Below are 23,317 nucleotides of genomic sequence, written 5' to 3'. Positions count from 1 at the left end.
TAATATAATATAAATAAAAAATTTTCTAATAAATTAAACTCCAGAAATTTGAATTTCAGATAAAAAAATTGAAGCACAAGAAATTTTTTGATATTTTCTAGCATCATTTCCTAAATTTATAATATTTTTCCATAATTTTAATAAATTACCTGAAATAGTAAATTTATTAATAGGATATTTTATTTCCCCATTTTCTACCCAAAATCCAGAAGCACCTTTTGAATAATCACCAGTCATTAAATTTACGCCTTCACCCATTAATTCTGTTACTAAAATACCTTTATTCATATTTTTTAATAACTTCTTCAAAGATAATCTAGGAATTTGACTATTAATAAACCAATTATGTATTCCGCTACAATGCCCTGTAGTTTCTTGAAAAATTTTTTTTCCCGAATAAGTATCTAATAACCATGTTTTAATTTTTCCATTTTTTACAATTTTTCTACATATTGTTTTAACACCTTCTCCATCAAATAATTTAGAAGATAATCCTTTATCATAAAATGGATTTTCATAAATATCTAACCATTTAGGAAAAATTCTAGTATTTAATAAATATAACAAAAATGTAGTTTTTTTATATACAGAATATCCATTTAACGCTTTAAAAAGATAAAAAAATAAATTAGATGATACTTCAGAAGAAAAAATTATAGAAGAAATTTGAGTTTGAATATTTCGAGATCCTAACTTTGAAATACTTTTTTTAGCACTTTTTATACCAATTACTGAAGGATCTTTTAAATCTTTAATATCCCGCCCTAAAAAATATTCCGAACTCGTTTCCATACTATTTTTATCAGCAGCTATAATGTTACTACACAAATAATTTTCTGTAGAAATTTGAGAATTAAACCAATTTAAACTATTTCCTAAAAATTTTATTTTAATTAAACTATTAAAAATTGTACCTTCTGAATTAATAATTTTTTTACTAAAATTTAAAGCAGCATCTTCAACACATAATACCAAATCTTTAATTTTAGATATATTAAAAGACCAGGGAAAAAATAAATTTAATTTAAAATCTTGATTATATAAATTTTTAAGTTTAGGTAAACCTAAATCTAAATCTTTCTGCATATTTTGAATAATAAAAAAAATTCGATCTATAGCGCATTGAATATTTTTTTTTGTTACATGACTTAAAATAAGACTAAATTGACGATGTTTATAATATGCTGTAATATAAATAGAAATATTAGAAGAATATTCTATATTTTCTAAAATTTTATTTCGTATTATTAAATTAAAATTATTATTTTTTTCAATTTGAACTAAACCAATCATTTTTTTTTTCTTTAAATATTCTAAAGAAAACTTTAAATATTGAATTAATATTTTTTTTTCATTATTTGTGATATTAAAATCTAACATTTTCAATCCTATTCAAAAAAAATATTTTAAATATTATAAAAAACTATAAATAAAAATTTATATTATTATAATTTAAGCAATTATATATATCAATTAAAAAACTTTTTAAAAATAACTAAAGTTTTTTTATAAATTTTTTTAACAAAGAGAATCTAAAAAATGTCTAATTATACTAAAATTCCAATAGGAAAAAATTTTCCTAATGATTTATATGCAATTATAGAAATTTCAGCACAATCTACTCCTATAAAATATGAAAAAAATCAAAAATATGATTTATTAATGGTAGATAGATTTATTCCTACTTCTATATTCTATCCCTGTAATTATGGGTATATTAATCAAACTTTATCTTTAGATAATGATACATTAGATATTTTGATTATTACTACTTATCCTTTAAATTCAAATGTCATAATTAGGTGTCGCCCAATAGGGGTATTAAATATGGAAGATGAAAAAGGAAAAGATGAAAAAATTATCGCAGTACCTCATTCCTCTTTAACAAAAGAATATCAAAATATACAAGATATCTCGCATCTTTCAGAATTTTTCAAAAAAAAAATTATACATTTTTTTACTACTTATAAAAATTTAGAAAAAAATAAATGGACTAAAAAAATAAAATTAGAAAATCTCCAAAAAGCACACTCAATTATTATTTCAGCACATACCAGATATCAAAAAAAAAATAAAAAAATTTAAAGAGAAATATATATGACTAAAATATGTCAAATAACTAAAAAATTACCCTTAAATGGTAATAAAAGATCACATGCTATGAATGCTACAAAAAGAAAATTTTTTTTAAATTTACATAAACATCGTTTTTGGGATCCACAAAAAAAAAAATTTATTACATTAAAAATTTCTACAAAAGCTTTAAGATTAATTAATAAATATGGAATTTCTAAAATATTAAAAAAATATATTAAAAATTAAAAATATTGGAATATAATATGGCTAAAAGTAAACGTGAAAAAATTAAAATGATTTCTAGTAAAAAAAGTGGTCATTTTTATACCACAACAAAAAATAAAAGAAACAAACCAGAAAAATTAAAACTTAAAAAATATGATCCAATTATTAAAAAACATGTTTTATATATTGAAAAAAAAATAAAATAATTTTTAATATTAAAATAAAAAATTAGAAAATTGGAGATCTTTAAAAAGATCCCCAAAATTTTTTTTTAAATTTTATTATTTATATTTTTTAAAAAAAATAATAAATAAGTAATATTTTTTCTAAATAAAAAAATTAAATACATTCTTATAATTGGCATAAATAATCTTAATAAAAACATACCTAATAAAAAAAAAATAGACACAGATAAAGAAAAAAAAGAAAAATTTGGGACCATACGTGATAATAACAACAAAATAATATGTACCATTAAAATTATAAACATTATATATAAACTTATTAAAACACCATTATAAAATATTACAGAAGAGAATTTAATTAAAGAGAAAAGATAATAAAAATTAATTTTATAATACATTAAAGGAAAAAAATCAAAACTTTTGCAAAATATTTTTAAAAGTAATAAATGACCATCTATTGAAAGAAATGTCAAAATGATAAAAATATTTAAAAAACGTAACAAAATTAAAGAATGAGATTTTATACTATTATCAAAAAATGAAAAAAAAGATAATCCTAATAAAGAACTCAATATTTCACTTGTTAAAAAAAAAGAAGAAAAAAGATATTTAATAATTAATCCTATACATATTCCAAGAAAAATTTGATATAAAAATAAACAAAAAATATCTTGAATTAAATATTGATTTTCATTAAAAATAATTGAAAAACTAATTAAATAACTTATACAATATATTAATAAAATTTTTATTTTTTTACTAATATACTGAGTATCAAACATTGGCATATAAAAGAAAATAAATATTAATCTAGTCATAATTAAAAAAATTTTTTGATTCATAAACATCTGTAATATTGTCAAAATTTTAGATTCATTCATTACTGGATCATAACAGGAATATTATGAAAAATATAAACAATATAATCTAAAATATATTTTAACATCCAAGATCCAAAAAAAAATCCAGAAAAAAAAATAACTAAAATTTTCGGAATAAAAGATAAAGTTTGCTCATTAATTTGAGTAGATACTTGCACAATATTAATTAATAATCCTATTAATAAAAGAGACAATAAAATAGGAGAAGATAAAATTATTGCTATTTTCATAGAATTTTGTACTAAATTTAAAATTTGTAATTGATACATTATATTTCCTATTTTTTAAAATTAATTTTTATAAATTAAATTAACATTCTAAAAATCTTTTTTGTCTAAAATTTTTTATACTTAAAAAAAACTTTTTGATAATGCAGTAATTAATAAATTCCAACCATCACTTAATACAAACAAAATTAATTTTAATGGTAATGAAATTGTAGAAGGAGACACCATCATCATACCTAAAGCCATTAATATACTAGCTACCACTAAATCAATTACTAAAAAAGGTAAAAAAATTGAAAACCCAATTTGAAATGCAGTTTTTAATTCACTAATTATATATGCAGGTAATAAAATTCTTAAAGGAATATTATTTTCTTTTTTAGGATACTTAATTTTTGCTAATTCAAAAAATAATAAAAGATCAGTTTTACGAGTTTGATGACGCATAAATTGATGTAATGGTTTAATAGCATTATGCATGGAATTTTTAAAATCTAATTTTTCTTGAAAATATGGTACATAAGCTTGAGAATAAATTTTAGTAAATACTGGAGACATAATAAAAAAAGTTAAAAATAAAGATAAAGTAATTAAAATTTGATTCGGTGGAGAATATGGAGTCCCTAAAGCATTTCGTAATAATCCAAAAACTATAATAATTCTTGTAAAACTCGTCATTAATAAAATAATAGCTGGTATAAAACTTAATAAAAAAAAAATTAAAAAAGTTTGTAAAGAAACATTCCAAAAATTTTGCGAATATTTTGCTGTATCTACTAAAGAAAAAAAATTTTTAGCATATAGAATTCTTGGAAAAAAACTTATAAAAAAATATAAAATGTACTTTAAAAAAAAATTCATAAATATTTACCTAAAACTACTATAAAAAAGTATGTTAAAATAATATCAATTATAAAAATATTCCTTAATTATAATTTTTTTTTATTGAAGATGGTAATATATATAAAAAATTGATATTTTTTTCTGTAACTCCTAAAACTAAATTTACCTTCCTAATCTTTATAATAATAATTTTTTGATGAGCAGTTAAATAAAATTGCTCTAATAAAGTAATAGAATTAGAAGTTTTAGTAGTATTTACTAAACCTGTTTTTTTAATATAAAAAAAAAACAAAAAAATAAAACATAAAAACAATATTACAGAAAAATTTATATACTTTAAAGATTCATTATTATAAAAAAAATAAAAACATTTGTTTAAAAAAATAAATAAAAAATTTTTTCTAAAATTATACATTTTTAAAGATACCTAATTAAATATCAAAATTTTATATTAGATAGGATCAGAAATCATCGAAATAATTCGTATTCCATATTTTTTTTTTACCATTACTAATTCTCCTTGAGCTATTAAATATCCATTTGCAAAAATATTTAAAGCATCTCCTTCTTTTTTTTTTAATGAAATTATAGATCCATTTGTTAACGTTAATAATTTTTTAATAGTAATTTTTTTATAACCTAATTCTACTGTAATATTCATTGGTAAATGAGAAATAATTTTTAAATTTTTAAAATTTTTTGAAAGAATAGTTTTTTCTTTCGAAATTTTATAAGATGAATCTTTTTTTTGATTTTTTAAAATAGAATCTTGAAAATTAGAATTATTTTTTTCTAATGTAAAATTTTTCAAAGATTTTTCTAATATTTTTTTATTATTTTGTTCATCTATATTCATATCGGACTCCTGAAAAAATAAATTTTTTTTTTGAATTTTTAAAATTTTTAAAATTTGAAGTGAATACTCTTTATTATAAAGCCCATATTTAGCTAAAAAAATTGAAAATCTTTCAATATATGCTGTTACAATTTTTATTTCTTTTATAAAAAAAATATAATTACATTTCCATTTTAAAAATTCAGATAAAAAAATAAAATAATTTTGAGAAAAAACCCTAAGTATAAATGGAATTTTTTGCAACATTAACATAGAACTATATAATGTTGCAAAATATATTTTTTTTTTTTGAAATAAAATTTTTTTCTTTTTTTTAAATAAAAAATTTTTTATAATATTAGTTGAATATATGTTAAAAAAAATACCCGAACCATATTGAGATGTAATATAAAATTTAATAATTAAATTAAAATTTTCATTTTCTTTAATATTTTTTTTTTTCATAAATAAATTAGAAATATCATAAAATCGTATTTCCTGAAATATTAAAAGAAAATTTTTATAAAAAATTTTATAAAGAAATTTAGTTAAAATTTTAAAAATTGTTAATTCAATTTTCGAATATTTATTTTTAAATTTTATTAAAATATTATTTTTTTTTTGATTTAAAAATATATTTAAAAAAAAATTAATCATATTTTGAGATATTAATAATCCTAAAATACTATTAAAATCTTTTAAAAAATATAATTTTTCTAAAAAACACAAATCATGAGATATTTTCATAGTAGAATTTTGAAAATAATTTTGAATTTTATAATTCACTTTACAAGTTAAATCAAATTCTTTTTTAAAAATTTTTTCTAATTGAGAACATATTTTAAAAATTTTTTCTTCTAAAAAAAAATTTTTTTCAAAAAAATATAAATCTATTTTTTTTTTTATAATTGAAAAATTTTTAAAAATTTTAATTTTTATTTCTTCTTTTTTTTTAAAAGAATATTTTAAATTTTTTTGATTATTTAACCAATAAAATTTCATAAATTTTAATTTTTTTATATACAAAAGATTTCCTTATAATTTTTTTTTAAAAAAAATATATTCTTTTAAAATTTAATAATAAATTTTTTTAATATGTCTATATACAAAAATATCATTTATATCCTATAAAAAAAATAAAAAAATTATTAATGTAATAATATATAAAAATTTTGAGATAAAAATTCTTCTTGACGATTAATCTTTAATTTTTTTTTTTTTATTTGTATTTGTAAATAATGTTTTTCTAATTTTTCCCATTTTTTAAAAATAAGAAACAGGTTTTGAATTTCATTTAAAAAAAAAGAATTTTTTTCAATTAAATCTTTTAAAATTTTTTTTTGTAAAAAAATAGATTTTTTTAATAAATTTCTAAATTTTTCAAAAAATTTTAATTGAAAAATTAAGATACCTTTAAAGAGATTTTTTGAAAAAATTTTAGTATATTCTACCAAGTATTTTTTTATTGTTATTAAATATATAGAATTTTTTTTTTCTACTTCTAAAGATTTTTTTAATATAAAAAATTTTTCTTGTAATTCAAAATATATTTTTTTTCGTAAACTAACGAATAAATTTCTTGTTACTTTCATATATTAATTTTCTCTTTTTTCACATATAAATTTTTTAATAAATTTTCTAAATGTAATAAAGAAGTATCATATGAAACACTAAATAAAAAATCTTGTTTTAAAAATTTTTCTATTAATGGCCACATTTGTACAGATTGATCTAATAAAAAATTTTTTCCTGGTACATAAGCACCCAACGTAATTAAATCTTTATGTGTATTATAACATGAAATTAATTTCTTTAAAAAAATTGCATTTTTTAAATGTGAAGAAGATACAATCGAAGACATTAACCGACTAATAGATAATTCAATGTCAATCGCTGGATAATGACCAGCATTAGATAATATGTTAGATAACATAATATGACCATCTAAAATAGATTTTGAAATATCTAAAATCGGATCATTATCTTCATCCCCCTCCGTTAAAATAGTATAAAAAGAAGTAATAGTACCATTTTTATTCATAGAATTTCCAGTCCTTTCAATCAAAGAAGGTATATTTGAAAAAATAGAAACTGGATATCCTCTAGAAATAGGGAAAGCGCCTAATGATAAAGAAATTTCACGATATGCAATAGCATAACGTGTTAGAGAGTCACAAATTAATAAAACATTTTTATTTAAAGAACGAAAAAATTCAGCTAAAGAAGTAGCATAAGAGACAGCTTTAATTCGTAATATTGGAGGTGAATCAGCGGTAGATACAATAATAATAGATTTCTTTAAACTTTCTTTATTTAAAATATTATGAACAAAATCTAATACTTCTCGATTTCTTTCTCCAACTAAAGCAACAATAATAATCTCTACAGCAGAATAACGTGTAATCATACCTAATAATAAACTTTTTCCTACTCCTGGACGCGCAAAAATTCCTATTCTTTGACCTTGACCAATAGTTAATAAACTATTAATTGCTTGTATACCTGTATCAAAAATTTTAGTAATGGGAGTTCTTTTTAATGGATTAATATTTTTATGATAAAAAGATTTATAAAATATTTCCCCTTTAAATGTCCCTAATTGATCTAAAGGAAAACCTGTACTATCTAAAATTCTGCCTAACAATCCTCTACCAAAAGGAAAAATCTGAGAATTTTCTAAAAAATTTTTTTTTTGACTTTTAATAAAAACACGAGCTCCAGGAAAGAAATTATAAGTATAATCAAAAGAAATTAAAAAAGTCTTTTTTTCTCTAAAACCAATAATTTCACACGTTACTAAAATTTTTTTTTTCTTCCTAAAACATTCTATATAACATAAAGATCCAATTTCTTGTTGTAAACCAACTACTTCTAATACTAAATCATTCACACTTATTAATCTACCAAAAAATATCAAATCAGATAAAAATTCTATTTTATTTTCAAAATTATTTAATTTTTGATACCAAGGATTTTGATTAATTATCATCTTTTTTATCCTTAGTGATTCCTGATAGTTCATATACAGAATTCCAAATTGCAGATATTGTTCCATCAATTTCCATATTATCAATAATTACATAACAACTATATTGATCTAATGTATTATCAATTAAAATTTTCCAATCATAACTTTGAAAAAAAGCAGAAAATTTTTTTTTAACTAAAAATTCATTTTTTGAATGTACTTTAATTATTAAATTTTCCATAGAATTTTTAACTTTTTTTAATATCATAGAAATTTTTCGTAATACTAAAAATTTATCGACTAATAAAACATCAGAAACTATAAATTCAGAAATTTTAATTGATATTTCAAACAATTTTAATGAAACATCATCATTTAACATAATAATTGATTTTTTAAATTCTGTTAATAAAAGATTAATTTTATGAATTTTTTCTTTTAAAATAAAAGAAATATATTTTTTTTCAAAATCTCGCAAATTTTTTTTTGTAATTTGAAATTTTTGAACGAAATCAGAAACATTATATCCTTCTGTATATCCTTCTTTATATCCTGCTTGATGCCCTTCTTTATATCCTGCTTGATGCCCTTCTTTATATCCTGCTTGATGCCCTTCTTTATATCCTGCTTGATGCCCTTCTTTATATCCTGCTTGATGCCCTTCTTTATATCCTATTTGATAACCTTCCTTACATAATTTTTGATTTAATTTTAAAGATTTTAATGATAAATTTATTTTACAATCTTTTTTATGAATATTAAATAAACATTTTTTTATCTTTTTATTATTTTGAATATTTAAATTTTTAGAAAATAAAAATTTTTTATTTTGTATTTTTTTTTTAATATTTTTTTTTTTTGTTAAAACTGGTGGATGCCATTTTTTCCATTTTTTTTTTTTATATCTAACATATTTTTTCCTCTAAGTAATATTCTTAAAAATTATATATTTTAAAAAATTTATAAAAATTAAAATTTATATAAAAAATTATTTTTATATAAAAAATTATTTATTTTTTATATATTATTTTTTTTATTTTTTAAAAAATTTTAAATAATTTAACACATATTAAATACTCTTTTTTTTTTTAATAATAAAATTAAATTTTTTAAATTTATCTTTTAAAATTCGATTTAAAATAAAAAATCCAAATTTTTTAATACCAGTAAAATTTTTAATATTTTTAAAAATTTTTAAACGTTTTTTTTTTTTAAATAAAAAAAATATTTTTAAAGACTTTTTTTTTTTTAAATAAATTAAAAAAATACTAATAATCATACTTGATTCATTTTTTAAAAAATTAAAAATGTCAAAACTTTTTAATGTATTTAAAAATAAGATTTTATTTAAAAATTTATATTTAATTTGAGGTTTTTTTATAACATTTTGATCTTTATTTTTTACAATAGAATTTTTTAATAATAACATCACTTGATCAAAATTTTGAAATTTATGTGAAAAATAAAATTTATAAACTTCTAAAAATTCTTTTAAAATGTTGTTACTATTTTTTAATAATTTTTTATCAATTTTAAACATTTCCTCACTAAAAATTATAATTTCTTTTTTATCAAGAAATTTTAATACTTCTATAATTTTTCTTTTATTTAAAGATAATAAAAAAATTGCAATTTTTTGAATAATTTTTATTTTTTCCATACAATTTTAATTTTCCATTTTTTTAAACCAAATACGAATTATTTTCGCAATTGTTTTTGCGCTCATATTTAATATTTTTTTTCGAATATTCGAAATGATAAAATTAGAATTTTTATTATTATTTAACTTTTGTAAAGAATTTTTCTGAAAATCTTTTTGTGAAATTAAAAAAGGTTTTTTATTAATATTAAAAATTTTAATTAGACAATATTTTTTAAAAATATATTGAAAAATTTTATTAATTTTATATTTTATACAAAAAATTAAAAAAAATAAAAAAAATAAAAAATAATATAAAAAATTTTTCTTTATAAAAAAAATATTCCATATTCTAAAAAAAATATTTTTCGAAATATTTTTCTGACTAATAATAAATAATTGATTAAAAACCCGAATAGTATTTTGATAATTTGAAAGAAACGGTAAACTCGATTTAATTAAAAATTTAAAATTATTCAATTCAGTAGAGGTAAAAGAAACTAATTCTCCTTTTAAATTTTTATAATAATTTAAAATTATTACGATAGAAATACTTTTTTTACCATTAAAAAAAATATTTTTAGATTTTAAAATATGATATTTATAATCTTTTCTTTTATTTAATTTAGTATTTTTTTTTTTATTTTTTACAATAGTATTTACAGATTTTTTAATTTTTTTTTTTTTTTGTTCAATAGGTAATTTTTCTTTTTTTTTAAAAAAAATTTTTTTTTTCATTTTAGAAGAAAAAAAATCAGAATTAGAAGAAATTCCTAACTCATTAAAATATTCAGGAACTAATTTTAATAAACTATTATTATCTTTTGTATACAAAACTCTATCTTTTTTTTGTTGATTAAAAGACAAATTTTCTAATTGTTGAACAGTTACTTGAACAATAAAATTTTTAATACCTAAAATTGGGGTTAATAATTGTGTAATACTAGTTTTAATTTTTTTTTCTAATTGCTGATTATATAATTCTAAAAAATGAAAAAAATAATTATCTTTTAAATTAGGTACAATAGTATTTAACATATTTCCAAACTGATCCATAATAACAATTTTATCACAAGTAAGGTTAGGAACACTAAAAGCTACAAAATGAACTAAAGATTCTATTTGTAAAAAATCTAATTTTATTTTAGAATCTAAAAATAATAAAATAGAAGCCGAAATATTATTATGATTAGTATGTAAGAAACTAGATTCCTGAGGAATAGATAAATGAATACGAACATTTTTAATTGGATATAATATTTGTAAAGTTCTCGCTAATTCACCTTCTAAACTACGATTATAATTAATTTTTTCATTAAACGCACTAATTCCAAATTTTTCTTTATCTAAAATCTCAAAACCATTATTTTTTTTAAAAAAATTTTTTTTATATGCTAACTTAAACTTTATTTCTTGTATTTTTTTTTCTGGCACTAAAATAGATCCAGTTTTTTCATCTAATTTATATGGAATTTTCATTCTTGTTAATTTTTTTATAATTTCACTTCCTTCAATTCTAGAAATGGAATCATATAAAATTTTATAATTTTCTGAACGAATCCAAAAAATAATAGAAAATATTATTGCACATATACCAGAAAAAAAAATAAAAAAAACTTGATAATTTTTAAAAAAATAATTCATTAAATAATTATATTTTTTTTTAACATCTTTAAATAATAAATTTTTAAAATTCATCAGAATATCCTATATTATTACTATGATAAAAAATTTCATATTCTATAAAAAAATTATTATGAAAAATTATATATATTCTAAAAATAAATAAAATTTTTATTTGAAAATATAATATGAATATTTTAAAATATATAAAATTATAAAATCTAGTTTTTTATATTCATGTATTCCCTTTGAGACCCTTAAATATGAAAAAAATTTCTAAAGAACTTCCTATATACTTTAAAAACATAATTCAAAAAAAAAATAATAAAATTTCAAATTTTTATCCTAATAAACCTTTTCAAAATTATTTAGAACAAAATATAAAAAAAAATTCTTTTAAAAAAGATAATATAATAAATAATTTTCAAAAAAAAAACATAAAAAATTATGAAATAGAAAATCAAGGACAATTTTTTGAACTGAATCAAAAAGGTTTATGGATTAAAATATTAGTTCAATTACGAAATAAAATTATAAGTTCTTATCAAGAATTAATGAACCTACCATTATAAATAAATTTTATTTAAAAAAATTAAAATTTTGCTGGATTTACCAGCAAAATCATTTTTTTAAAAAATATTTTGAAAATATCAATTTTTATAATTTTTATATACTAATATTTTAAAAAAACTTAAAATTTATTTTAATATTATACTTCTTCTAAAATTATTTCCAATTAAATTCTAAAAAAAAATAAAAATAATTAAAAAATTTTATTTTTTATATTTTTTTATAAAAAAACCTTAAATAAATATTTTTTTTCTAAATATATTTATTGTTCAAAATATTCTTTTTAAAATATTGTATTGCAGATTTTAAACGTATTAAAATACATTTCTTCCCTAAATAAAATATAATCAATTTAAGACTAGGAGTACATAAACAACCTGTAACACTCAGCCGTATTAATGGTGCTAATTCTGAAAATTTTAAATTAAATTTACATAATATATTTTGAAAAACTTCTGACAAATTATCCAGAGACCATTTTTTAAGATTTAAAATTTTTTTTTTAAAATATATTAAAATTAATATATCTTTAATTTTAAAACCTATATGTAAATTTTTTAAAGAAGAAAATTTAACATCTTGATAAAAATATGTATAAGATTTTAAAAAATCTTCTAAAGTCACATGTCTTTTAATAAAATTAAAAATCAACTCTTTTGTAGGAAAAGATTTCACAAGTTTAATTTTATTTAACAATAAATATTTTTGAAAATATATAAAAATTTTTTCATTATTTAAAGTCTTTAAATAATAATGATTAAACCATAAAATTTTTTTCTTATTAACGATATTAGGGGATTTATTAATTTTTTTAAAAGAAAAACATGATTTCATTTCTTTTAAAGAATAAATTTCTTTTTTATTCTTTAAGGTTCCTAAAGAAAATAAATAATTTAAAATTGTTTCCGGTAAATATCCAGACATACGATATTTTAAAATACTAGATTGAGAATATCTTTTAGAAATTTTCTTTCCTTCAAAATCTAAAACCATAGATAAATGAGCAAATTTAGGAACTTTTCCATCTAGAGCATTAAATAAATTAATTTGTCTAGGCGTATTATTTAAATGATCATTTCCACGTATTACATGTGTAATTTTCATATCAATATCATCTACTACAACACAAAAGTTATATGTGGGCATACCATCTGAACGTTGTATAATTACATCATCTAATTCAGAATTTTGAACAATAATTTCTCCTAGAATTTGATCCAAAAATTTTACAGATCCTTTTTTTGGGTTTTTAAAACGTATAACAAAAGATTTATTATTATTTTTTTTTTGGTTTTCTTTAAACCGACATTTTCCATCATAACGAGGTTTTTCACCTTTTAATAATAAATTACTTCTTAATAATTCTAATCTTTCATATGAACAATAACATTTGTAAGCTCTTTTTAAATTTAACAATTTTAAAATCGCTTTTTGATAAATTTTTAAACGACTACTTTGATAAATAGGCCCTTCATCCCAAAATAAACCCAACCAAGATAAACTTTCCATAATATCATTAGAGGAATTTTCATTAAATCTTTTTTTATCTGTATCTTCAATTCGTAAAATAAATGAACCATTATTTTTACGCGCAAATAACCACGAAAATAATGCTGTACGTAATCCCCCTAAATGTAAAAAACCAGTAGGACTAGGCGAAAATCTAGTTTTTATTTTCATAAAACACTCTAAAAATCTATTTAAAAAAAATTGTTTAAAAAATTTTTTATTTTTTTTATAAAAAAACAAAAAAAAGATTGACTAACAAAATAACTAATTTACAATAAAGAAATATTGGGTGATTAGCTCAACTGGTAGAGCATCTCCTTTACACGGAGAAGGTCGGCGGTTCGAATCCGTCATTACCTAAAAATTTTTTGGGTCGTTAGCTCAGTCGGTAGAGCAGTTGACTTTTAATCAATTGGTCGCAGGTTCAAATCCTGCACGACCCATATTATTTTTTAATTTTTTGAATAAATTGTTTTTCAGATAATATTTTAATTTTTAATAATTTTGCTTTTTTAAATTTATTTCCATATTTTTCCCCAATAATTAAAAAATTTATTTTTTTTGAAATATCATATTTAATGTTACCTCCATTATTTTTAATTATTTTAAAAATTTTTTTTTTTGAAAAAATTAAAAATTTTCCAGATAATACAAAATTTTTATCATATATCCACATCATTGAAAATTTTTTCACATAAAAAGAATTAGCAAAAAAAGAAGAAATAAATAAAATATTTTGTAAATCTAAAATAATTTTTTGATTTTCTTTTAATTTTAAAAATAATAAAATAGAATTTGCTATATTTTTTCCTACTCCTTCAACTTGACGTAAATTTTTATATTTTGCTTTTAAAAAATTATTTAAAGATCCGAAAAAATCAGATAAATTTTGAGAAACAACTTTTCCAACTAAAAAAATTCCTAAAGAATAAATAAATTTATTTAATGTAACTTTCTTTGATTTTTGAATAGAATTTAAAATTTTTTTTGTTAATATTGATCCTATTCTAGAAATATTTAAAAAAGATTTTTTATTTAATTTAAAAAAATCTACAGGATTTTTTAAAATTCCTTTTAAAAATAATTTTTTTATTAAAGTTATACCTAAACCTGGTATATAAACTCCTTGTTTTGAAGAAAAATGTAATAATCTTTTTTCATTCTGAGCTGAACAAAAAAAACTAGCTGGACAATATATTAAAGAATCTTTTTTTATAAAAATCAATTTAGTTTTACATACAGGACAAAAATTCGGAAAAATAATTTTTTGTACTGTTATTAATCTTTTTTCTAATAAAACTTTTTCAATTTTTGGAATTACATCTCCAGCACGATAAATTTTAACATAATCTCCAAGACATAAATTTAATTGTTCTATTTTTTTTTTATTATATAAACTAACTTTACGTATTAATACTCCAGAAATAATTATAGGTTTTACAAATGCTACTGGCGTTAAAATACCAGTCCTACCAATCGAAAATTTAATTCCTATGACTTTTGTTATAACACTATAAGAAAAAAATTTTAATGCAAAAGCCCACTTAGGAGCTTTATTTACAAAACCAATTTTTTTTTGTAATGCTTTAGAATTAATTTTAATAACTATACCATCAATTTCATAATTTAATTTCGCCCTATTATTATTAATTTTTTCATAAAATTTATATACTTCTTTAATAGTATTACAAATCGTAAAATATTTACAAATTGGAAAACCCCATTTTTTTAACAAAAACATATTTTTATCATGATTTTCTAAATTTAAAATAGATTCAAAAAAATTACAACTATATGCTACAAATTGTAAATTTCTTTGACGAGTTATTTCAGGATCACGATGTCGTAAAGAACCGGCAGCAATATTACGTGGATTTGAAAAATTTTTTTTATCTTTTAAATAATTTTGTTTATTTAATAGTAAAAAATCTTTTTTTTTCATATAAACTTCTCCACGCACTTCTAAAAATTTTGGAACATTTTTATTTAATAAAACTATAGGAATAGTAGAAATAGTCATTACATTTACAGTAACATTTTCCCCCACAAGACCATCACCACGCGTTACTGCATATAACAAAATTCCTTTTTCATATACTAAACTAATTGCTAAACCATCAAATTTTAAATCACAAAAATATTCCAAATTTTGAGAAGAGTTTAAAAATTTTTTAATTTTTTTTTCATATTGTTCGAAATCTTCTATTTGAGATCCACTAAATAAAGACAACATAGGTGTTTTATGAGTTATTTCTGGAAAATAAGAAAAATTTTTTTTTATTAAAGAATTTTTATACTCTAAATAACTTTTTTTAATTTTATATTTTTTTTTAAATGATTTTAAAGAAAAGCATAATTTATCATATTGATAATCAGAAATAATAGAAGAATTTAATGTATAATATAAATAATCATAATATTGAATTTTTAATTTAATTTTTAAAAATTTCTTAAGAAATAATTTCATAATATACCTACTAAAAACTTTAGAAAAAATAAACAAAATTTTTTACAAAAATATTATTATTTATTAAAAAATAAAAAATTTTTTGATTAATTTTATATTCAAAAATAAATTTTTTTTTAAAAAAAAAGGCTAAAACATGAATTTTTATCATAATTTAATACAAAAAAAAATAAATATAAAAAAAAAAAATGAATATATTTACGCTCCTATTACTGGTAAAATATTAAATATAATTTCTAAAAAAAACTATAAAAAAAAAAAATATTATTATAAAATTATTATTAAACCTTTCAAAAAAATTATTACAGCACCTTATTCCGGAAAAGTTTATAAAAATTTTTCCATGAAAAAAAAAATATTTTTTTATTCAAATAATATTTTTAAAATTAGTATGAAATTTAATTTACAAAAATTATTATTTTTATATCCAAATTATTATAATTTTTTTTATTTTAAAGAAAAATTGTATACAAGAGAAATTTTTATGATCTTAAAAACCAAAAAAATATGTCAAATATATCCTATTTTATTATTTATATATTTCGAAATATATACATCAGAACATTCCTTATTAATTGCACCTTTAAAGATTATTAAATCTGGACATACAAAAATTTTTCAATTAGAAATTTAATAAAACTTTTATTTATTAAAAGAAATAGTATCAAATTATATATTTGATATTAACCATTTTTTTAAAATTTTTACCCTTAAACGATTTAATTCTTTACGGATTTGTACACCCTTAAAATTTCGATGTAAAGAATGAGATTGTACTGTAATTTTATTAATAATCTGAAACATTTTCTTTAAAAATTTACCTAAAGATAATGGGTATTTTTTTAAAAAAAAAAATGAATTTTCATAAATTTTCAAATAAATTAATTTTTTTAATCTTTTAGGTCTTCTCCAAACATCTAAAATATTAAAAAATTTTACAATTTTCTCTGCAGTTTGAGCATAAATGTTTTGTAAAAAATGATAAAAACCACACATTAATACAGACATTTTTAAAATTTCTGTAGATACTTTTAATCTTTTACATAATGAATAAACTATTTGAGAAGATTTTTTATCAAAAAATCTTAAAATAACTGAAGAACAACCTAAACTATGACGTTTAGAAAAAAATTGACATAAATATAAAAAACGAATTTCTGCATTTTTAGTTTGTAATGAAATATATATTAATTCTGTAAAAACTAACTTTCTAAAAGAAAAATTTACTTTTTTATATAAAGAATAACGAAAATTTTGAAAAAGATAAAAAAATTCTGGGCATACATATTTTAAAGCATGGCACTGATTTAGAATCATAAAAAAAATATGAGGATTACTAGTTTTTAAACCCTTAATTATTTCTTTCCAAATTCTATCCGGTAATAACGTCATAATTTCTTTTTTAATACAAATTGATTTCATTAATACTAAAGTATCTTTCGCTATATAAAATCCTAAATGAAATAAATTAGCAGCAAAACGAGCAACACGAAATACTCGTAATGGATCTTCTGAAAATGCAGAAGAAACATGTCGTAATACTCTTCTTTTAACATCTAATTGCCCTAAAAAAGGATCAATAAAATTTCCCATATTATCTTGAGCAATAGCATTAATAGTTAGATCCCTACGCATTAAATCTTCTTCTAAAGTAACTTTTGAAGAAAAATTTACTTTAAAACCATTATATCCTACTCCAATTTTTCTTTCAGTTCGTGCTAATGCATACTCTTCATGAGTAATTGGATGAAGAAATACTGGAAAATCTCGACCAACTTTTAAAAATTTTTTTTTTATCATTTCATCTGGTGTACTACCTACAACTACCCAATCACGATCTTGTATTTCTATTCCTAATAAAAGATCTCGTATCGCGCCACCTACTAAATATACTTGCATATACATACCTGATATATTAAAATATTTTTTAAAATTTTTTGATTTTTTTAAAAAAATATTTTAAATATTTAAAAAAAATAAAAAATTGAAAATTTTATATACATTTTTTTAAAAATATCTTTTAAACTATATTCCATTTAGAATTTACTAAAATAGAAGAAGCAACAGAATATTTATATTTTTGAAATTTTAAAAATCCTGTATATGCTATCATTGCTGCATTATCTGTACAAAATTTTTTTTTAGAAAAAAAAAAATGACCATTTAAATTTTTTAATAAAATTTTTAATTTTTTTCTTAATAACACATTAGAACTTACACCTCCACAAACAATTAATGTTTTAATATTAGTTTTTTTAATTGCATAACTACATTTCAATACTAATGTATCTACTACTGCATCTTCAAAAGCTTTCGCAATATTTGCTTGATTTTGAAAAGTTTTTGAACTATTTTTAATAATTCTTTCAGTATAGGTTCTTAATCCAGAAAAACTAAAATTTAAATTCATTGGAGTAATCATAGGGCGAGGAAAATAATATTGATTATTTTGACCAAAACTAGCTAATTTAGATAATTTTTCCCCTCCAGGATATTTTAAATCTAATTTATTAGCTATCTTATCAAAAACATTTCCTACTGCTACATCTATAGTTTTTCCTAAAATTAAATATTCTCCTATTCCATTAACACGTATTAATTGTGTATTTCCTCCAGAAACTAATAAAACAATAAAAGGAAAAGAGGGATGAATTTTATTTAACATAACAGAAAAAATATGTCCTTCTAAATGATTAATTGGTATACAAGGAATACCCCAAACACAAGATAAAGTACACCCCATAGTAGCACCAACTAATAAAGAACCTATTAATCCCGGACCAGCAGTATAAGAAATTGCATCAATATTTTTTTTTTTAAATTTCTTTTTTTTGTTAAAAAATTGTATTTTAGAAATACTTTTTTTTATTAAAAATGTTAATTGATTAATATGAGCTCTCGCAGCTAACTCGGGAACAACCCCACCATATTTAGAATGAATAAGATCTTGATTTAAAGTTTTATCAAAAATTATTCCTAACTTATCATCATATATTGCAACTGAAGTATCATCACAAGATGTTTCAATTCCTAAAACTCTCATTGTTTTTTCCTAAAGATTATGCTAAAAAGATATTATATAATAATTTTATAAAATATTTTAAAAATACTTTATAAAAATTTTATTTTTTTTTTTAAATATAAAACTATTTAACTAAATATGAGAAAAAAATGCCTATTATTAAAATTCGAGATAATGAACCATTTGATGTTGCTTTACGGAGATTTAAAAGATCTTGTGAAAAAGCAGGAATATTAGCAGAAATTCGAAGAAGAGAATTTTATGAAAAACCTACAACTAAAAGAAAACGCGCTAAAGCTTCCGCTATCAAACGTTTAACTAAAAAATTAACCCGTGAAGCTGCTAAACGAATACGTTTATATTAAATTCAATAAAAATTTAAAATATTTCATTTTTCACATTTAATATTAATTAAATTTTTTTAAAATTACTAAAATGACTGAAAAAATACCTAAAATTTTTATTCAAGAACTATTAGAACGAACTAATCTTGTAGAGTTAATTGGAAATTATATTATTTTAAAAAAAATGGGTAATAATTATCATGCATTATGCCCTTTTCATCAAGAAAAAACCCCTTCTTTTGTTATTAATAAATCAAAACAATTTTTTTATTGTTTTGGTTGTAATATACACGGTAATGCAATTGATTTTTTAATGACATATGAAGGATATAATTTTTTAGAAAGTATTAATTTTCTGTCTTCATTACATAGTTTAAAAATTCCTTATAAAAATTTAAATTCAAAAGAAACAAAAAAATATCTAAAAATTAATTTTTTACATAAAATTTTAAAAAAAATATGTAAAATTTATCAAAAAAATTTATTTCAAATCCCATTTAATTACGCATTACAATATTTAAAAAAAAGAGGAATTAATAATAATACTATAAAAAAATATTCTATTGGATATGCATCTATTCAAAAAAATCAAATTATAAAATATTTAACAAAAAAAAATATTAAAAAAAAAAATTGTTTAGAAACCGGACTAGTATCAATTAATTCTTACAAAGAATTATATGATCGTTTTTATCATCGTATAATTTTTCCTATTCGAAATCAATATGGTAAAATAAATGGTTTTGGAGGAAGAACGTTAAATATTAATAATACAGCAAAATATATTAATTCTCCAGAATCTTTAATATTTTCTAAAAAAAAAAATATTTATGGATTATATGAGCTTTACCAGAAAATTCCACATCCACCAAAATTATTAATTGTCGAAGGATATTTAGATGTATTATCTTTAATACAACATAATATTCCATATGTTGTAGGAATCATGGGTACTACATTAAGTAAATATCAAGTTAATATTCTTTTTAAAATTAGTTCTAATTTAATTTTTTGTTATGATGGAGATAAAATTGGTCAAGAAGCACATTGGAAATCTCTACTTTTAATTTTACCTTATTTATATGATTCCAGAACAATTAAATTTATTATTTTACCTAAATTCGAAGATCCACATAGTATCATTTTTAAAGAAGGTGAAAAAAAATTCAAAAAACGAATAAAAAATGCACAAAGTTTTTATACTTTTTTTTTTAATTTTTTTACTAATAAATTAAAACTAAATTCTATTGATTCTAAAATTAAATTAAGTAAATTAGTTATTCCATTAATTAAAAAAATTCCCGGAAAAATGATACAAATTTATTTAAGAAAAATATTAGGTTATAAAATAGGTTTATTAGAACATACAGAATTACAAAATATTATTTATCTCCAAAAAAAAAAAAATACTAAAAAAACAAATACACCAATTAAAATCACTACAATGAGATTATTAATTAGTTTAATTTTACAAAACCCTATATTGGTAAAAAAAATTAAAAATTTTAAAAAAATTAAAAAATTTCATATTCAAGGAATATCAACTTTTGTTAAAATTGTAAAATATTTATCAAATTCTTCTTATATTAATACTGGACAATTATTAGAACATTTTAGACATACTCAATATGAAAAAATATTTAAAAAATTATTAAATTGGAATAATATGATTTCGACTAAAAAAATTACACAAACATTTTTAGATTTATTAAATAATTTATATATTCAAGAATCTGAATATCAATATAATTTACTTATTACAAAAGAAAAAAATACAGGATTAAATATGTCTGAAAAATATAAAATATTTCACTTAAATAAAATTTTATCTAAAAAAAATACAAAAAAATTTTTTTAAAAAAAATATATTTAAAAAATTTTTATAAAAAAATTTTTATTAAAGTAATAATATTTTATACAAATTATATTAATATTATTTAATTTTTTTAATGTATTAATTAATCAGAATGGATATCGTATTATGGAACAAAACCCACAATCACAGTTAAAATTACTTGTTTTACACGGAAAAGAGCAAGGATATTTAACATATTCTGAAATAAATGATTATCTTCCAAATAATATAATTGATCCAGAACAAATTAAAGATATTATTCAAATAATTAATGATTTAGGAATACAGATTGTTGCAGAAGCTCGTGATATAGAAAATTTAATACTAAATGAGCCACCTACTAATGTCGAAGAAGATGTAGCAGAAACGACAGAAAGAGTTTTATCTCAAGTAGAAACTGAATTAGGTAGAACAACAGATCCAGTTCGTATGTATATGAGAGAAATGGGAACTGTAGATTTATTAACACGTGAAGGTGAAATAAATTTAGCTAAAAGAATTGAGGAAGGTATTCATCAAGTCCAATCTTCTATTGCAGAATACCCTAAAACTATTTTATATTTATTAGAACAATACAAAAAAGTAGAAAAAGGATTTCTGAAACTTTCAGAAATCATTACAGGATTTATTGACCTTACATTAACACCAAAAATTAAAATTATTATACCTACATTAATTGACAAAAAAAAAATTAATAAATTAAATAATAAAAATAATAATAAAATTCATTCTTTAAATAACAATATGATACCTGAAGATACTGAAAATCATATTGATCCAATTTTAGCAAAAAAAAAATTTAAAAAATTACGTAAACAGTATTTTCTAACTTATAATATTATACAAAAAAAAAAAAGACATCATCAAGATTCTATTAATGCTATTTTAAAATTATCAAAAATATTTAAACAATTTCGTCTAGTACCAAAACAATTTAATCTTTTAGTAAATCACATGCAAATCCTAATCAAAAAAATTCGTTTACAAGAAAATTTTTTAATGAAAATTTGCGTTGAAACATGTAAAATGCCTAAAAAAAAATTTTTAACATTATTTAAAAATCAAAATATACAAAAATTCTGGTTAAATAAAATTAAAAATTTTAAAACAAAATGGTCAAAAAAAATTATACAACATAAAAAAAATATTCTTAAAAATATTCATCAACTAAATTTAATAGAAAAAAAAACAGGATTAACTATTCAACAAATTAAAAATATTTATAAACAAATTTCTATAGGAGAAGCAAAAACTAAATGCGCTAAAAAAGAAATGGTAGAAGCAAATTTAAGATTAGTTATTTCTATTGCAAAAAAATATACCAATAGAGGATTACAATTTTTAGATTTAATACAAGAAGGAAATATTGGCTTAATGAAAGCTGTAGACAAATTTGAGTATCGAAGAGGATATAAATTTTCTACATATGCCACATGGTGGATCCGTCAAGCAATTACTAGATCTATTGCAGATCAAGCAAGAACTATTCGAATACCTGTACATATGATCGAAACTATTAATAAACTTAATCGTATATCTCGACAAATGTTACAAGAAATTGGAAGAGAACCTACACCAGAAGAATTATCTGAAAAAATGTCTATACCAGAAGATAAAATTCGAAAAGTTTTAAAAATTGCTAAAGAACCTATTTCAATGGAAACTCCAATAGGAGACGACGATGATTCTCATTTAGGTGATTTTATTGAAGATACAAATTTAGAATTACCATTAGAATCAGCTACTTCAGAAAGTTTAAAAAATATTACTCATAATGTATTATCTGGTCTTACCGCTCGAGAAGCTAAAGTTCTTCGTATGAGATTTGGAATCGATATGAATACAGATCATACTTTAGAAGAAGTCGGAAAACAATTTGATGTTACTCGAGAACGTATTAGACAAATTGAAGCTAAAGCTTTACGAAAGTTACGTCATCCTAGCCGATCTGAGATTTTAAAAAGTTTTTTAGATGACTCTTAAAATACTAAATATAAAATTTATTTTTACATATTTTAAATTCATTAAAAAAATATTATATATTATAA

Annotated in this window: 23 protein-coding genes and 2 tRNA genes; 10 read left to right on the top strand and 15 right to left on the bottom strand. The window is 19.0% G+C overall.

Annotation, left to right across the window (positions count from 1 at the left end):
• Positions 1-33: 33 nt before the first annotated feature.
• The gene (locus tag RJT25_RS00280) at positions 34-1,380 is read right to left on the bottom strand and encodes a metallopeptidase TldD-related protein (protein WP_343126595.1); all 1,347 of its coding nucleotides are present in this window, start codon (positions 1,378-1,380) and stop codon (positions 34-36) included.
• 159 nt (positions 1,381-1,539) lie between these two features.
• On the opposite strand from RJT25_RS00280, the gene ppa reads away from it, so the two are divergent.
• From ppa to rpmG, 3 genes are read left to right on the top strand one after another with little or no spacing between them, the layout of a single operon-like run.
• Positions 1,540-2,085: an inorganic diphosphatase gene (gene ppa / locus RJT25_RS00275; protein WP_343126594.1), complete on the top strand. Its 546-nt coding sequence runs from the start codon at positions 1,540-1,542 to the stop codon at positions 2,083-2,085.
• Between the two features lie 12 nt (positions 2,086-2,097).
• Entirely contained in the window at positions 2,098-2,322 is a 225-nt protein-coding gene (rpmB, locus tag RJT25_RS00270; RefSeq protein ID WP_343126593.1) for a 50S ribosomal protein L28, read from the top strand.
• Between the two features lie 17 nt (positions 2,323-2,339).
• A complete protein-coding gene (rpmG, locus tag RJT25_RS00265) occupies positions 2,340-2,507 on the top strand; it encodes a 50S ribosomal protein L33 (RefSeq protein ID WP_343126592.1) in 168 nt (55 codons plus the stop codon).
• A 65-nt stretch (positions 2,508-2,572) separates the two neighbouring features.
• Here rpmG and RJT25_RS00260 read toward each other — a convergent pair whose 3' ends face one another.
• From RJT25_RS00260 to fliF, 10 genes are all read right to left on the bottom strand, one after another.
• Positions 2,573-3,367 carry a flagellar biosynthetic protein FliR gene (locus RJT25_RS00260; protein ID WP_343126591.1) on the bottom strand — a complete coding sequence of 265 codons (795 nt, stop codon included), beginning with the start codon at positions 3,365-3,367 and terminating at the stop codon, positions 2,573-2,575.
• Positions 3,367-3,636: a flagellar biosynthetic protein FliQ gene (locus RJT25_RS00255; RefSeq protein WP_343126590.1), complete on the bottom strand. Its 270-nt coding sequence runs from the start codon at positions 3,634-3,636 to the stop codon at positions 3,367-3,369. Before RJT25_RS00255 ends, RJT25_RS00260 begins: the two co-directional genes overlap by 1 nt.
• 81 nt (positions 3,637-3,717) lie before the next feature.
• Positions 3,718-4,455 (bottom strand): flagellar type III secretion system pore protein FliP, encoded by a 738-nt coding sequence (fliP, locus tag RJT25_RS00250; protein WP_343126589.1) that lies wholly within the window; start codon positions 4,453-4,455, stop codon positions 3,718-3,720.
• A gap of 64 nt (positions 4,456-4,519) precedes the next feature.
• Entirely contained in the window at positions 4,520-4,729 is a 210-nt protein-coding gene (locus RJT25_RS00245; RefSeq protein ID WP_343126588.1) for a flagellar biosynthetic protein FliO, read from the bottom strand.
• 159 nt (positions 4,730-4,888) lie between these two features.
• Entirely contained in the window at positions 4,889-6,298 is a 1,410-nt protein-coding gene (locus RJT25_RS00240) for a FliM/FliN family flagellar motor switch protein (protein WP_343126587.1), read from the bottom strand.
• Positions 6,299-6,420: 122 nt separating this feature from the next.
• Positions 6,421-6,864 (bottom strand): hypothetical protein, encoded by a 444-nt coding sequence (locus RJT25_RS00235; protein WP_343126586.1) that lies wholly within the window; start codon positions 6,862-6,864, stop codon positions 6,421-6,423.
• Positions 6,861-8,339: a FliI/YscN family ATPase gene (locus RJT25_RS00230; protein ID WP_428994268.1), complete on the bottom strand. Its 1,479-nt coding sequence runs from the start codon at positions 8,337-8,339 to the stop codon at positions 6,861-6,863. Before RJT25_RS00230 ends, RJT25_RS00235 begins: the two co-directional genes overlap by 4 nt.
• A complete protein-coding gene (locus RJT25_RS00225; RefSeq protein ID WP_343126584.1) occupies positions 8,251-8,718 on the bottom strand; it encodes a FliH/SctL family protein in 468 nt (155 codons plus the stop codon). The genes RJT25_RS00230 and RJT25_RS00225 overlap by 89 nt, the downstream gene beginning before the upstream one ends.
• A 591-nt stretch (positions 8,719-9,309) precedes the next feature.
• A complete protein-coding gene (locus RJT25_RS00220; RefSeq protein ID WP_343126583.1) occupies positions 9,310-9,900 on the bottom strand; it encodes a hypothetical protein in 591 nt (196 codons plus the stop codon).
• 6 nt (positions 9,901-9,906) lie between these two features.
• Entirely contained in the window at positions 9,907-11,577 is a 1,671-nt protein-coding gene (gene fliF, locus RJT25_RS00215) for a flagellar basal-body MS-ring/collar protein FliF (protein WP_343126582.1), read from the bottom strand.
• 188 nt (positions 11,578-11,765) lie between these two features.
• Here fliF and RJT25_RS00210 point away from each other — a divergent pair, with 188 nt between their 5' ends.
• Positions 11,766-12,074, top strand: coding sequence for a flagellar hook-basal body complex protein FliE (locus tag RJT25_RS00210; protein ID WP_343126581.1), 309 nt, complete (start codon positions 11,766-11,768; stop codon positions 12,072-12,074).
• A 250-nt stretch (positions 12,075-12,324) separates the two neighbouring features.
• Here the strand turns inward: RJT25_RS00210 and gltX are convergent, their stop codons facing one another.
• Positions 12,325-13,752 carry a glutamate--tRNA ligase gene (gltX, locus tag RJT25_RS00205; RefSeq protein ID WP_343126580.1) on the bottom strand — a complete coding sequence of 476 codons (1,428 nt, stop codon included), beginning with the start codon at positions 13,750-13,752 and terminating at the stop codon, positions 12,325-12,327.
• Positions 13,753-13,868: 116 nt separating this feature from the next.
• Between gltX and RJT25_RS00200 the strand changes: the two genes are divergently transcribed.
• Both RJT25_RS00200 and RJT25_RS00195 read left to right on the top strand, forming a co-directional pair.
• Positions 13,869-13,941 (top strand) — tRNA-Val (locus RJT25_RS00200).
• A gap of 10 nt (positions 13,942-13,951) precedes the next feature.
• Positions 13,952-14,024, top strand: a tRNA-Lys gene (locus RJT25_RS00195).
• A gap of 2 nt (positions 14,025-14,026) precedes the next feature.
• On the opposite strand, the gene ligA is transcribed toward RJT25_RS00195, so the two are convergent.
• Complete coding sequence (ligA, locus tag RJT25_RS00190; RefSeq protein WP_343126579.1) at positions 14,027-16,048, bottom strand: NAD-dependent DNA ligase LigA; 2,022 nt, start codon at positions 16,046-16,048, stop codon at positions 14,027-14,029.
• A gap of 136 nt (positions 16,049-16,184) precedes the next feature.
• On the opposite strand from ligA, the gene RJT25_RS00185 reads away from it, so the two are divergent.
• A complete protein-coding gene (locus RJT25_RS00185) occupies positions 16,185-16,682 on the top strand; it encodes a hypothetical protein (RefSeq protein ID WP_343126578.1) in 498 nt (165 codons plus the stop codon).
• 35 nt (positions 16,683-16,717) lie between these two features.
• Here the strand turns inward: RJT25_RS00185 and RJT25_RS00180 are convergent, their stop codons facing one another.
• Complete coding sequence (locus tag RJT25_RS00180) at positions 16,718-17,947, bottom strand: CCA-adding protein (RefSeq protein WP_343126577.1); 1,230 nt, start codon at positions 17,945-17,947, stop codon at positions 16,718-16,720.
• A 121-nt stretch (positions 17,948-18,068) separates the two neighbouring features.
• Positions 18,069-19,091, bottom strand: a complete 1,023-nt coding sequence (tsaD, locus tag RJT25_RS00175) for a tRNA (adenosine(37)-N6)-threonylcarbamoyltransferase complex transferase subunit TsaD (RefSeq protein WP_343126576.1) — start codon at positions 19,089-19,091, stop codon at positions 18,069-18,071.
• 128 nt (positions 19,092-19,219) lie between these two features.
• Between tsaD and rpsU the strand changes: the two genes are divergently transcribed.
• From rpsU to rpoD, 3 genes are all read left to right on the top strand, one after another.
• On the top strand, positions 19,220-19,435 hold the full coding sequence (gene rpsU / locus RJT25_RS00170; RefSeq protein WP_343126575.1) for a 30S ribosomal protein S21: 216 nt from the start codon (positions 19,220-19,222) through the stop codon (positions 19,433-19,435).
• Between the two features lie 70 nt (positions 19,436-19,505).
• The gene (dnaG, locus tag RJT25_RS00165) at positions 19,506-21,272 is read left to right on the top strand and encodes a DNA primase (protein ID WP_343128840.1); all 1,767 of its coding nucleotides are present in this window, start codon (positions 19,506-19,508) and stop codon (positions 21,270-21,272) included.
• 123 nt (positions 21,273-21,395) lie between these two features.
• On the top strand, positions 21,396-23,252 hold the full coding sequence (rpoD, locus tag RJT25_RS00160; protein ID WP_428994266.1) for an RNA polymerase sigma factor RpoD: 1,857 nt from the start codon (positions 21,396-21,398) through the stop codon (positions 23,250-23,252).
• Positions 23,253-23,317: the final 65 nt, after the last annotated feature.

Source organism: Buchnera aphidicola (Nippolachnus piri), assembly GCF_039383305.1.
Classification (GTDB): Bacteria; Pseudomonadota; Gammaproteobacteria; order Enterobacterales; family Enterobacteriaceae; genus Buchnera_F; species Buchnera_F aphidicola_AZ.
The sequence above is the reverse complement of the archived record's forward strand: the minus strand, read 5'-3'. Positions and strand labels throughout refer to the sequence as shown.